8 protein-coding genes are annotated in these 13,405 nt (G+C 69.2%); 4 read left to right on the forward strand and 4 right to left on the reverse strand.

Going from position 1 to position 13,405, the window contains the following annotated elements:
• Positions 1-169: 169 nt before the first annotated feature.
• Entirely contained in the window at positions 170-892 is a 723-nt protein-coding gene (locus BKN51_RS38155; protein WP_101612183.1) for a hypothetical protein, read from the reverse strand.
• Positions 889-2,070 carry a type VII secretion protein EccE gene (gene eccE / locus BKN51_RS38160; protein ID WP_168214643.1) on the reverse strand — a complete coding sequence of 394 codons (1,182 nt, stop codon included), beginning with the start codon at positions 2,068-2,070 and terminating at the stop codon, positions 889-891. The genes BKN51_RS38155 and eccE overlap by 4 nt, the downstream gene beginning before the upstream one ends.
• Positions 2,071-2,565: 495 nt before the next feature.
• Here eccE and eccB point away from each other — a divergent pair, with 495 nt between their 5' ends.
• The 3 genes from eccB to BKN51_RS38175 all read left to right on the forward strand — a co-directional run bounded on the left by eccB (position 2,566) and on the right by BKN51_RS38175 (position 5,737).
• On the forward strand, positions 2,566-4,191 hold the full coding sequence (gene eccB, locus BKN51_RS38165; protein ID WP_101612184.1) for a type VII secretion protein EccB: 1,626 nt from the start codon (positions 2,566-2,568) through the stop codon (positions 4,189-4,191).
• A gap of 68 nt (positions 4,192-4,259) precedes the next feature.
• Positions 4,260-4,574 carry a hypothetical protein gene (locus tag BKN51_RS38170; protein ID WP_101612185.1) on the forward strand — a complete coding sequence of 105 codons (315 nt, stop codon included), beginning with the start codon at positions 4,260-4,262 and terminating at the stop codon, positions 4,572-4,574.
• A gap of 5 nt (positions 4,575-4,579) precedes the next feature.
• Positions 4,580-5,737 carry a WXG100 family type VII secretion target gene (locus BKN51_RS38175; RefSeq protein WP_101612186.1) on the forward strand — a complete coding sequence of 386 codons (1,158 nt, stop codon included), beginning with the start codon at positions 4,580-4,582 and terminating at the stop codon, positions 5,735-5,737.
• A gap of 99 nt (positions 5,738-5,836) precedes the next feature.
• Here the strand turns inward: BKN51_RS38175 and BKN51_RS38180 are convergent, their stop codons facing one another.
• Together BKN51_RS38180 and eccD are read right to left on the reverse strand one after the other, a co-directional pair.
• Positions 5,837-7,492: a S8 family serine peptidase gene (locus BKN51_RS38180; RefSeq protein WP_101612187.1), complete on the reverse strand. Its 1,656-nt coding sequence runs from the start codon at positions 7,490-7,492 to the stop codon at positions 5,837-5,839.
• A 23-nt stretch (positions 7,493-7,515) separates the two neighbouring features.
• The gene (gene eccD, locus BKN51_RS38185; protein ID WP_101612188.1) at positions 7,516-8,880 is read right to left on the reverse strand and encodes a type VII secretion integral membrane protein EccD; all 1,365 of its coding nucleotides are present in this window, start codon (positions 8,878-8,880) and stop codon (positions 7,516-7,518) included.
• 491 nt (positions 8,881-9,371) lie between these two features.
• Here eccD and eccCa point away from each other — a divergent pair, with 491 nt between their 5' ends.
• The gene (gene eccCa, locus BKN51_RS38190; protein ID WP_101612189.1) at positions 9,372-13,379 is read left to right on the forward strand and encodes a type VII secretion protein EccCa; all 4,008 of its coding nucleotides are present in this window, start codon (positions 9,372-9,374) and stop codon (positions 13,377-13,379) included.
• Positions 13,380-13,405: the final 26 nt, after the last annotated feature.

The raw sequence follows: 13,405 nt of genomic DNA on the forward strand, positions 1-13,405 counted from the left end.
CCCGGTTATCCACAGCCAGCGCGATTGCCCCTTGACAGCCAAACTCGCGCCACAGGTCGACTTTCGCGGGCTAATCGTGACGCGGCCGGAACGCAAAACGGGGGCACTGTCCGATGTGGACAATGCCCCCGCGGAGCGCGATTAGCCCGCGAAAGTCGCTGCGTCTGGGTTAGTCGCCGCGCCGGACTGGGCCCAGGAGTTGCTGTTCTTTCGCGGTGGTGACCAGGCGAAGGGGACGCCAGAGGTTGCGGCCCAGCGCGACGACCTGGTCGTCCTTCAACGTCGTGAGCTGCTTCATCATCTGCGGCGGGAGCCGCCAGATCCGCGCGGCCAGTTCGGCCTGACCCGGCGGGAGCCGCTGCATCAGCACCAGGTCGGCCGCGTTCGCGGTCGCCCCGGCCTGCGGGTGCAGGTACGGCAGCACGTAGACCGTCGTCTGCCACGGAGACCGCGGCGGGAACAGGTCCTGCGGCGTCGGACCGCCGTCGGTCACCACCAGCAGCGGCGCGTCCTCGGACGGGCGCGGGAGATCCACCGGCGACAGCCGCCGGATCTGCACCAGCGGCGAAGGCCTGCCGTTGGGCTGATTTCCCGCCGCCTGCGGAAGAACCTGCCACGCGGCCGGACGACCGGTCGCCACGACGACCCACGCCCCGACCGCCATCGCCCGCAGCGCCACCTGGCGGGCCAGGTACAGGCCGCCGACGAGCACGATCCGGGTCGGCGTCGAGCGCAGCGCGGAGATCGTCAGCGGCTCGCCCTTGAGCCCGGAGCCGAGGACGATCCCGCCCCGGTCGCCGGACGGGCTGATCGCGTCGAGCATCGCCGGGTCGACGGTGAATTCCGGGGCGACACCGGCGTTCTGCCCGGCGTCACGCATACGGGTGCTCATGCCGTGCCTCCGATCGGCAAAGTCGCGGAGAACCCGGAGATCTGCAGGCCGCGCAACGGAGTCAGCGCCACACCCAGCCGCTCCGAGACGCCCTGCAGCCGCTGGTCGGCCGCGTCCAGTTCACGCGGATTCCGCGCGCTCAGGCGCACGATGCCCCGCAGGCCGATCTTGCCTTCGTCCGCGGACGGCGAGATCGACATCGCCACGGTCGCCGAAAGCGCGCGGACACTGGTCAGCGCGTTCAGGCTGCCGCTGATCTTGCCCTTCGGCCAGCTGGTGATCGCGTAGCTCGCGTGCCCGATGCCCGCCGCGGTGACGCCGGTCCAGCGTTCCTGCAGGCCGACCTTCGCGGGCGAACCGGCGACCGCGGTCAGTTCCGCGGCCGAAATGCTGGAGCGCAGCAGCTCGTCCGGATCGAGCGGCCGGGTCGGCACACCCTGCGACTCCAGGGCGTTGCGCACTCGGGACAGCGCGCCGATCAGCGCGCGATGCGCACCGACGACGCCGCCGCCGCGTTCGCGGATGGCGGCCGGGCACCGGCGCGGGTCGAGCCGGATGGCGACCCACGTCGTGCGCCGCGCCGCCGCGGGCAGCGGGCCGAGCACCTCCATGTAGGAGCTGAGCGCCGGCGAGTCCGACGGAAGCGCCGCGCTACCCGGGTAGCAGTGCCAGATCATCTGGATCGAGTCGAGGACCACACCGCGGTCTTCGAGACACGGCGCGAGCGCGGACAGCGGCAGGCTCGGCGCGCCACCTGCCTGGGTGATCAGCGCTGGCGCGGGTTCGACGAGCAGGACCGCGGTCCACGTCCCGTCGTTCCAAGCGAGACCGACCTGCTGGCGTTCGTGGTCCACACCGTGCGCGACGACGAGGTCGGGGACGGCGAGGCGCAGCAGGTTCACCCGGGCGTCGTCGGGGCCGGTGACGGCGTCCTCTTCGGCGGCGAGCGTCTCGATGCTGCTCGGCGGAAGCGGGTTCGCCACCCGATCGTGCGAACGGAACATGTACCGCAGGGTGAGTCCAGCCCATTGGGTGAACCAGCGGCCGCCCCAGCGCAGGAACGCGATGATGATCGCGACCCCGAGCACGCCGATCGCGACGTACTTCAGCTTCATTTCGATCGCGAGCAGGACGAGGCCGATCGCGAGCCCGAGTTCGAGCACGACCAGATTCGCCACGGGCAGCGGACCGAGGTTGATCCCACCGGTCCGGCGCCGCGAGGGCGCCGCGATCCGGGTCACCGGAGCGGGCGGAGGACCGGACTGCGGGCCGGGGCCACCGGACGGAGGACCGCCAGGGCCACCTGGCCCACCGGGGCCTCCCGGGCCACCGGGACCCCCAGGCCCTCCCGGGCCACTGGGGCCACTGGGGCCACGAGGAACACCGGGGCCTCCCGGGCCCCCTGCCGGGCCACCCGGACCACCTGGTCTGCCTGGCCTTGGCGGCGGTCCCGGAGGACGGCCCGGAGGTTGCGACCCCGGAGGGCCGGGCGGACGTGGAGGAGTGGTGACGGACATCCGCGCTTTCTCTTCCCCTCGTGCGTGCTGCGTACCCGGAAAGCCGGTCCCGAGGAACTTGACACTAGCTGGAGTTGGTAGAAACCCCACACCAGACGGTCCCCGTACGGCTATCCTGCGGAACCGTACCGCGACGGGGAGGACTGTAGGTCGAGAATGCCATCAACACCGACTACTAAGTCTCAAGTTCAGGCTTATCAGTTCGTTCTGCGCCGAATGCAATCGGCGCTGGTCCGTCGCGACGCAGTCATGCTCCACGACCCGATGCGCACGCACACGCGGGCCACCATCGTGGGTGTCGTGCTGGCCGCGCTGGGCGTCCTGGTCTTCGTGATCTGGGGACTGCTGAGCCCGAAGCCCTCCGTTCCGGAAGCGGGCAACATCGTCATCGGCGAACAGTCCGGGACGGTCTACGTCGTGGCCGGGAACCCGAAGAAACTGATCCCGACCTTCAACCTCGCCTCCGCGCGGCTGCTGATCATCGCGCAGTCGAAGCAGGGGGCGCAGCAGGCGGGAACCAAGCCTTCCGGGCCCACGCAGGCCTCCGAAGTGAAGAACCCCACAGTCGTTTCGGACGAACAGCTGAAGAACATTCCCCGCGGCCAGCTCATGGGCATTCCCAACGGCCCGCAGCTGATGCCGACGGAAGGCCAGCGCGTCAGCGCGGACTGGGGTGTGTGCGACGAGGTCATGTACGACCCGTCGGTGCCGAAGCCCGATCTGACGAAGACGGAAACGACCGTCTACGCCGGTGTGAAGCAACTCGGAAACCGTGAGCTCGGCCAGAACGAGGCCCTGCTGGCCAAGGGAGCCAACGGCAGGACCTATCTGATCTACCGGCTGGCGGCGAATCCCAACCTCCCGAACGCGAACGCCGTCAAGGCGGAGATCAAGCCTGACGCGAGCGCGGTCCTTTCCGCGTTGAAGCTGCCCGATCAGCCTCGCGGGATTTCGCAGGGCCTGCTGGACGCGATTCCCGAGGTGCCGGAGCTGAAGCTGCCGGACGTCGAGGGCAAGGGGGAGAACCCCAACTTCCAGATCGAGGGCCTGAAGGTCGGCGACGTCTTCTCCACCGAGCAGGCCGAGGGGCGGAAGGACTTTCACATCATCCTGAAGGAAGGGATCCAGCCCGTTTCCCCGGCGGTCGCCGACATCGTCCAGACCGGGAAGAACGACGGCAGCACCTCGGTGATGTCCGTGGCGCAGGGCAAGATCCGCACCATCACGCGGGTGACCGCGGGGCAGCAGGGCTTCGTCGAGCTCGACGCGTACCCCCAGGCCGTGCCGACGGTGCTCAACGCGACCCAGGGTTCGCGGGTTTCCTGCCTGAGCTGGTCCATCACCGGTGAAGGCGCCAGCAGGGACGGGCACACCGCGGTGTTCGTCGACGACAAGCTGCCGAAGGGCAGGAACGCCGACGGTTCGGCGCCCGGTGTCAAGATCGGCACCCCCGGTCCGGTCGGCGCGCCGATCAACAGTTTCTTCATGGAGCCCGGTTTCGCGGCCGTCGTCCAGTCGGCGACGGGCAGGGAGACCTTCGACAAGGGGCCGATCCAGCTGATCTCCGATCGCGGGATCCGGTACGGCGTCCCCGATGCGGTCACGGCCGACTCCATCGGGCTCAACAAGCGGGTGCCCGCACCCGAGTCGATCGTCCGGATCCTGCCGACCGGTGCTTCACTGAACACGCAAGACGTGCTTCGCGCGTTCGACACCGTGCCGATCGACGACCGGGCCGGTTCGGTCACGCCGCAGTCGCAGCAGGCTCCGGCGGGTAACTGATCGCGGGAACCCTTAGGACGGCGCGAGCGTCTCAACGCCCAAGCGGTATCGGGTGAGTGGAGGGTGCAGTGGCCGGCCTGAAGATCGACGGCGTCGTCGTCGGTGATTACGCGAAGCGGGTGGACGCGGCCGCCGGAGAGCTCGAGCTGGCGGCCGCCGACGTGACCGGGGACGGCGTCACCGTCGAGTCCCACGGCGCGCTGGGGGAGGAACTGGGCCTCGGTGCGTCTTACGGACGTGCGGCCGAGGTCATCCGGCGTCAGCTGGTGGAAGGCGCGGCCGCGCTGCGGTCGGCGTCGGAGGCCCTGCACACGGTGACCGCGCGGCACGCCGGGCACGACGACGAGGCCGCCCAGATCATCAAACGCGCCGTGGAGCTCTGAACCGCATGATCGCCGAGTCGGAGAATCCGACGGATTCCATCCCGCACCCGATGGCGGCCGCACGCCCTGCCGCTCCCGAAGCGGCCTCGGTCGCGTTTAGCCCGCTAAACGCGACCGGCGCGGGCGGTGAGGACCTGGTCGAGGCGGCAAGGCCGCATCTCGACTTCGTTTCGGAGCTGTCCGGCCACCTGGGGCTGATCGATCCGGTCGAGGCCTACCTGACCCCGCTGGCGGGGCGCTGGGAGGACTTGAAAACCGAGGCGGACAGGCTCCGGAAAGCCGCGGCGACCGCGGGGAAGGTTTCGAAGGAACTCTCGGAGGACCTAGGCCGTCTCGACGCCGGGTGGTCAGGCAAGGACGCCGATGCGTTCGTCGCGTACATCGCGGACATCAACGTCGCGGGCAACGACGTCGAAGACGCCCTCACCACGCTGGCGGGCTCGCTCGACGAGCTGGTGCTGTCGGTCCGTCGCATCCTGACCGATCTCGTCGAGGTCCTGGTCGATACGGCCGAACTGACTTCCGAGACCGCCATGCTGCCGGTCGGCGGCGTCCGGCGGGCGCGGACTCAGCTGGAGGAGGCGCAGGAGTCGGCCAAAGCGCTTTTCGAAGCAGCTCGCAATGTCCTCGAGGGCTTCGTGCGGCTTTGCGACGGTGTCGACGATCCTGACGCCGCTTCGCGGAGCATCGAGATCGCTCACCGGTTCCCGCAGGACGAGTTCAAGCTCCACGACGAGTCCGCTGCGGCAGATGCGCCGGTGCAGCAGGGAAAGGCCGCAGTCGTCGAAGCGGATTCCGGTGCTGCGTCCGACGAGCAGTCGACGTCGCCGTCCGCAGCCGATCCCGGCGACGGCCGCAAGACGGGGTCACAGGAACTGCTGATCGAGCAAGGGCAGGCGCTGGTCCCCGAGGTCGCACCCGTGCAGGCCGCTCCGGTTCAGGGGCAGGCCACCGGGACGGGCTCGGCCATGATGCCGATGGGGATGGCGCCCATGATGGGGATGGGCGGAGGCGGGGGAGGCCAGACGGCTCACCAGTCGAAGACGCGGCCGGCGTCGAAGCCGTCCGACGTGGTCGGCGAGCCGGGCCAGGTCGTCCCGCCCGTGATCGGCGAAGACGACCCCCCTGCGAAACCCGCTCAGAAGCCCAAGCCCGCCAAGTAAGTGCCCCCAGGACAGAGCGACTTTCGCGGGCTAATCGCGATCTGGGCGGCTCGGAAGCGAGTCCCGGACAGATCGCGATTAGCCCGCGAAACGCAAGTCCTACGGGGTTTTGCGGCCGGTTGAGGTGGTCGGCCGGTTGCGGCGGACGGAATGCACCACGAACAGCGTGACGAGCAGCGCCACCAGGCCTCCGCCGGTTCCGGCGAGGGCGACGATCATCGGGGCGGAGTCGCGGTCGTTCGGGGGCGGCAGATCCGTGGGCAGCTGAACCGGCTTGGCCTTGTCCGCCTCCGACGGCACGATCGCCGTCAGCGCCGCGATCGGGTCGATGACCCCGAAGCCGACGAAGTTGTCACGCCCGCCCGGCGCCGCCGGGTGCTGCGCCGTCGCCTTGATCCGGTTCATCACCTCACGCGCGCTCAGACCTGTGAACTTCGCGCGCACGAGTGCTGCCACGCCGGCGACGTACGGTGCGGCGAAACTGGTCCCCTGGATGGCGCCGGGTTCCCCGTTTCCCTCGATGGTCAGGTTGGCCAGGCTGCTCGAGCCCTCTGCCGGGTCAAGGGAGATGATCTTGGTGCCCGGAGCGGCGACGCTGACCCACGGTCCGTTGACGCTGAATTCCGCGACGCCGCCGGTGTCGTCGATCGCCGCGACCGAAAGCACGTCTTCGGAGAACCAAGGCGGCGTGACGATCGTTTTGGGGGACTTGGGGTCCGGCTGATCGTTCTGTGGGCATTTGTCGCCGACGTTGCCCGCCGCCGCGACGACGACCACGTTGTTCTGAACGGCATGGTTCACCGCCGCTTGGAGCTCCTGCTCGCCCTTGCTGATGCTGCCGTTGGCCGCGCGGCAGTTGTCGACCGACATGTTGATGACATTGGCGCCCTTGTCGACGGCCCGGACCACGGCCTGCGCGAGCGTTGTCAGTGTGCCCGCGGTCTTGCCCTGCTCTTGCTGTCGCCCGCCCTTGTCCTGACCTGGTGCGGTTCCGTCCGCCGCGCCGCCGACTGCGCCGTTCCCCTGTGAGGACGGCGGAAGCTGCGACCCCGGATTGTTCGACGAAGGAGGCGGAGCGGAGTTGGATGCCGTGTTGGGCGGCGGTTCCGCCTTTTTCTCCGCCTCTTCGTAGTTCTGGCTCGACTGACGGATCGACAGGATCGTGGCATCCGGCGCGACGCCCCGGAACCCGATACTCGCGTCAGGTGGGTTCGCCGCGATGATCCCCGCCACTTCGGTGCCGTGGCCATCGCAGTCTTCGAGTCCCGGGGCCTTGCCGCCGTTGGGGGTCGCGACGTAGTCGCCCCCCGATTCGACACGGCCGTTGAAGTACGGGTGCGCGGTGACGCCGGTGTCGATCACGGCGACCTTGACGCCCCCGCCGACCGACTTGGTGGCGCCGCGCATCAGCTGGTGCACCTTTTCGATCTGCAGGTACTCCTGGCCCCAAGGCCGGTTCTTGATGTCGACCTGGTCGCCGCCGAGCTTGCTGCGCTGCACGCACTGCGTCTTCTGTTCGTAGGTCTTGTCCGGCTTGCCCGAGTCGTTCGGCTTCTTGTTCGGTTCAACCGGAGGCGGGGTCGCGTAGTAGCCACCGGAGTCCGGCGCGACGCTGCTTTGCTGTGCCCACGCGGGAAGCGCCACCGACGCCGGTGAAAGAACACCGATACCGGCCGCCAGCAGCACCGTTCCGGTACGTCCGGCGAGGCCGAGGTGGCGGACGCGCGTCCCCCTGGACTTCCGCGCTACAGCCATCAGAGCATCATCCGATCGGGTCGTCACTTGAAGTTGAGGTGGCGCAGCGTCGTGTAGAGATCCATGACGCCGAGCGCCAGCGGGAGCACCGTCGCGATGAAGACGGCCTCGAAGATCTCCACGGTCCGCCGCAGCGGCGGCGAGAAGCGCTGGTTCGGGAAGATCACGCCGACCACGAGCGCGCCGGCGCCGATCAGCAGCAGCGCGCCGAACACGAACAGGACGCGGTTCAGCGGGCTCGCCGACCACATCCAGCCGAGCAGGATGCCCGCGCCCGACACCATTCCGGTGGTCAGCAGCGCGATGGCCTGCGCGCCGTTCGCGTACGCCCGCGCCCGGAGGAGCAGGACCAGTGTGGCGATCACGCCGAGGATCGGGCCGAAGATCGACGGAGACGTCGAGGCGATGATCGCGAACAGTGCCGTGGCCGCGCCGCAGCCGGTCAGCAGACCGGTCATGTACTCGTGGGCGACCGCGGTACGGCGCTCGATGGCTCGGTAGTCCGGGAAGCCCGAGTCTTCCTTGAGTTCCTCGGCGCTGCCGGGAACGTGCGGCGTCGGGAGGGCCGCGAGCTTGATCGTCGCGCGCGGCAGGATCGAGATGCAGGCCAGCGAGAACGCGACCGCGCCGGCGGCGACACCGGCGATCGGGGTGTCGATGAGCGTCGCGGCCAGGAACGTCAGCGCCGAGATCGTCGCCGTCGTCGCGGCCGCGATGAAGGTGGTGATCCCGTGCCCGATGACGAGGATGCAGACCGCCGCCACGATGATCACGAGAGCGCTCGCGAGCAGCAGGTTCGCCCACAGGGACAGCCCCGGCACGATGTAGAACCCGCTGACGAAGGCCAGCGGCAGACCGCCCGCCGCGGCGATCAGCACGCCGGTCGCCTCGGCCTTGTAGGCCTTGGCCAGTGTCGCGCCGACGGCGACGCACGCGATCGCGCCGACGCCGCCCGCGATCGCGGCGGCGAGGGCGTTGCCGCCGTAGAACGACCCGCTGGTGAAGAGCGCGAGGGCCGCGAAGAACAGCGCCAGGCCGCCCGCGATGTGCCCGAAGCGGCGCGCCGTCTCCTTGGTCCACGGACGGAAGCTGTCCGGGGAAGACTCGGCGATCGCGTCGACGACGTCGTCGTACAGCGGAGGCGGCGGGTTCTCGTTGCGTTTGCGCAGCTGCAGGAGTTCGCCGTCGACGACGCCGAGGGACGCGAGGGTCCGGCTCGGGTCGAGCGGCGCGTCGCCCAGCTTCGCCAGCGCCCAGCCGCCGTGGCGGGCGCCGCCGTCGGGCGTCGCCTCCTTCGCCATCTCCAACAGCATGGGCAGCAGGTCCGCCACCGCGACGTCAGCCGGCAAAGCCACGTCGATCCGGGTGCGTGGCGCGACCACCGTCACCCTGCTGAATACCGTCGTGCCCGTTGCCACTGCCTTCCCCCTGCCCTGAAAGTCTGGTCCCCGGGGAACCTATACCGAACCCGGGTGCCCACATCATCGACTGTCGGAAAAAGACCGGCAAAAGTAGGCAGGCGCCCTCCTCGGCCTCTCGCCAGCGGCCGGCGCGGCGACTTTAGCGGGCAAACTGCGACGCTTAGCGGCCCTAAGCATCCCGGAGGTCCACTGCCCGCCGGGTCGCGCTTAGCCCGCGAAAGTCGACGGCCGCCGGATCGCACTTTGCCCGCTAAAGTCGCCGCGCCCTGGCCGGAGGCCTGCGGGTTCGTTGGGGACTGTCGGTACGGAGCCCTACACTCCCGACATGCGTACGGCCCCGGTCGGGGTCGTTCTCGGCGTTGTCCGGATTTCACCGGCCACGTTCGATAGGTTGTCTCGCGCACCAGTACGCGCACCAACGGTGGCCGCCATCGTCGAGTTTGAAGAGGGGTCCTTCGATGAGCACGCTGCAGTTCAAGAAGTCACCGCGCCTGGCGGCACCGCGCCCGCCGGGCGGCGAGGTGCATCTCGAACCGCCGCCTGAGGTGCCGCGCACCATCCCGGGCAACATCGTCATGAAGCTGCTTCCCGCGGTGATGATCGTCGCGTCCCTCGGGATGATGGTCTTCATGTTCACCACGGGTGGACGCAATCCCATGATGATGATGATGGGCGGGATGATGGTGCTCAGCACCGTCGGCATGATGGCCGGCGGCGCGGGCAAGGGCGGCGGCGCCAAAAAGGCCGAGATGGACGAGGACCGCAAGGACTACCTGCGCTACCTCGGCCAGATGCGTGACAGGGCCCGCGAGGCCATGGTCGACCAGCGCGCCGCGCTCGAGTGGGTCCACCCCGACCCGCAGACGCTGTGGTCGCTGGCCGCGAGCCGCCGCATGTGGGAACGCCGCCAGAACGACCAGGACTTCCTCCACCTCCGCGTCGGCCGCAGCTCGCATCGGCTCGCGACGCGGCTCGTGCCGCCGCAGACCGGCCCCGTCGACGAACTCGAGCCGATCGCCACGCTGGCGCTGCGCCGGTTCGTCCGCGCGCACTCGATCGTCCCGGACCTGCCGACCCAGATCACCCTCCGCGGGTTCGCCGCGGTCAGCATGCAGGGCGACCGCGGCCTCACGCGCGGCCTCACCCGGGCGATGCTGGCCCAGCTGGTCACCTTCCACAGCCCCGACGACGTCCTCATCGCGGTCGCGACGGCGGGCCGCGCCAAGGAGGAGTGGGAGTGGGCGAAGTGGCTGCCGCACGCCCAGCACCCGGCGCTCGCCGACGGCATCGGCCAGCTGCGGATGATGGCGGGCTCTCTCGCACAGATCGAACAGTGGCTCGACGAAGAACTCCGTGACCGCCAGCGGTTCTCCCGCAACGCGACGCCCGCCCCGGACCAGCCGCACGTCGTCATCATCGTCGACGACGCCGAGGTCACCCGCGAGGAGCAGATCATCCTCGAAGAGGGTCTGGTCGGCGTCACCCTGATCGACCTTTCCGACTCCATCGGCAACCTCGCGGCCCGTCGTGGCCTGCGGCTGGTCGTCGAGGAAGACCGCCTCGGCGCGCGCAGTGCCGGCGGCGTCGAGTGGTTCGGCCGTCCGGACACCCTCAGCGTGGTCGAATCCGAAGCGCTGGCACGACTTCTCGCCCCGTACCGCGTCGGTACCGCCGCGCAGGACGCCGCCGAGGAAGAGCCGCTGCTGTCCAACCCCGGCCTGCTCGAACTGCTGGGCATCCCCGGCGACCCGATGACCTTCGACGTCCAGCAGGCATGGCGTCCGCGCCCGGTGCGAGACCGCTATCGCGTCCCGTTCGGCGTCGGCGAGTACGGCCAGCCGGTCGAGCTGGACATCAAGGAAGCCGCGATGGAGGGCATGGGCCCGCACGGCCTGTGCATCGGGGCGACCGGTTCCGGTAAGTCCGAGTTCCTCCGCACCCTGGTGCTGGGCATGCTCGCCACGCACTCGTCGAGCACGCTGAACTTCGTCCTCGTCGACTTCAAGGGTGGTGCGACGTTCATGGGTCTGGACGCCGCTCCGCACGTCTCCGCGGTCATCACCAACCTCGCGGACGAAGTCACGCTGGTCGACCGCATGAAGGACGCGCTCGCCGGTGAGATGAACCGGCGCCAGGAGGCGCTGAAGAACGGCGGTAACTTCAAGAACGTCTGGGAGTACGAGAAAGCCCGCGAGAACGGTGCCGACCTCGACCCGCTGCCCGCGCTCTTCATCGTCTGTGACGAGTTCTCCGAGCTGCTGGCCGCGAAGCCGGACTTCATCGACCTGTTCGTCGCCATCGGACGGCTGGGCCGGTCGCTGCAGATGCACATGCTCCTCGCGTCGCAGCGGCTGGAAGAGGGCAAGCTGCGCGGTCTCGACTCGCACCTTTCCTACCGCATCGGCCTGAAGACCTTCTCCGCCGCGGAATCCCGTGCCGCGATCGGCGTGCCCGACGCGTTCGAGCTGCCGTCCGTGCCCGGTGGCGGTTACCTCAAGTACGACACCTCGACGCTGGTCCGCTTCAAGGCCTCGTACGTCTCGGGCCCGTACCGGCCCGCCGGGATCAAGGCGGCGGGCCCGGTCGCGACCGTGGTCCGCGCGGACAAGCGCCCGCAGCTGTTCGTCCCGGACTTCGTCGAACTGCCGAAGGAGCCGGAGCCGCAGCAGATCGAGGCCGCGCCGGTCGAGCAGGCCAAGCCCGAGGAGGCCGTCGAGCCCAGTGAGCTCGACGTGATCGTGTCCCGGCTGATCGGCCAGGGCCCGCCTGCGCACGAGGTGTGGCTGCCGCCGCTGAAGGAACCGAACTCGCTCGACACGCTGCTGCCGAACCTGAACCCCACCGACGACCGCGGTCTTTCCCCGGTCGGGTTCTTCGGCAACGGACGGCTGCAGGTGCCGATGGGCATCGTCGACCGTCCGTACGAGCAGCGTCGTGACCTGCTCTGGGCCGATTTCTCCGGTGCCGCCGGACACGGTGTGATCGTCGGCGGCCCGCAGTCGGGCAAGTCGACCATGCTCCGGACGCTGATCATGTCCATGGCGCTGACCCACACCCCCGAGGAAGCGCAGTTCTATGCGCTCGACCTCGGTGGCGGTACGTTGGCCGGTCTCCAGGGCCTGCCGCACGTCGGTGGTGTCGCCGTCGCCCGGCGCGAACCGGACAAGGCCCGCCGGATCGTGGCCGAGCTGACCACCCTGCTCACCGAGCGGGAAGGCCGGTTCGGTGCGATGGGCATCGACTCCATGAACGAGTTCCGCAACCGTAAGCGGCGGGGCGAGATCAAGCCCGAAGAAGACGCCTTCGGTGACGCCTTCCTGATCGTCGACAACTGGAAGGCGCTGCGGGACGACTTCGACGAGCTGGAGACCTCGATCACCAAGCTCGCCACCCAGGGTCTTTCCTACGGCGTGCACGTCATGATCGCGGCGAACCGGTGGGCGGACATCCGCCCGGCGATCAAGGACATGATCGGCACCCGGTTCGAGCTGCGCCTCGGTGACCCGAGCGAGTCGGACATCGACCGCCGGGTCGCGGTGAACGTCCCGTCCGGCCGTCCCGGCCGCGGTCTGACCAGGGACAAGCTGCACCTGCTGACCGGTCTCCCGCGCATCGACGGATCGAGCAACCCGGACGACGTCGCCGCCGGTGTCGCCGACGCGGTGGCGAAGATCAAGGCCGCGTGGCGGGGTCGCCCGGCGCCGCAGGTCCGCCTGCTGCCCGAGATGGTCACCTACGACGAGGTCCTCAGCATCGACACCAAGCGCAACACGAAGCTGGTGCCGATCGGCGTCAACGAGGAAGACCTCCAGCCGATCTACCTCGACTTCGCCGCCGATTCGCACTTCTACGCGTTCGCGGACGGCGAGTCGGGCAAGACGAACCTGCTGCGCCAGATCACCCGGGGCATCACCGAGCGGTACACGACGCAGGAAGCGGTCGTCATCCTCGTCGACTACCGGCGCACGATGCTCGGCTTCGTCGGCGGAGACCAGCTGCTCGGCTACGCGGTGTCCGCCGCGCAGCTGGACAGCATGGTCAAGGACGTCCACGGGTCGATGACCCGGCGGCTCCCCGGTCCGGACGTGACGCAGGAGCAGCTGAAGACCCGGTCCTGGTGGACCGGTCCGGAGCTGTTCATCATCGTCGACGACTACGACCTGGTCGCCACACAGACGAGCAACCCGCTGAAGCCGCTCGCCGAGTTCCTCGCGCAGGCGAAGGACGTCGGTCTGCACGTCATCGTGGTGCGCCGCAGTGGTGGCGCGAGCCGGGCGATGTTCGACCCGATCCTCGGCAAGCTCAGGGAGATCGCGGCGCCCGGTATGGTCATGAACGGCTCGCGGGACGAGGGCAACCTCGTCTCCAACGTGAAGCCGAGCCAGATGCCGCCGGGCCGAGGAAACCTCGTGACCCGGAAGCACGGCAAGCAGCTCATGCAGGTCTCGTGGATCCAGCCGGACTGACCTCCCGCGGAACCAGGTGAGGTACG

Source organism: Amycolatopsis sp. BJA-103, assembly GCF_002849735.1.
Classification (GTDB): Bacteria; Actinomycetota; Actinomycetes; order Mycobacteriales; family Pseudonocardiaceae; genus Amycolatopsis.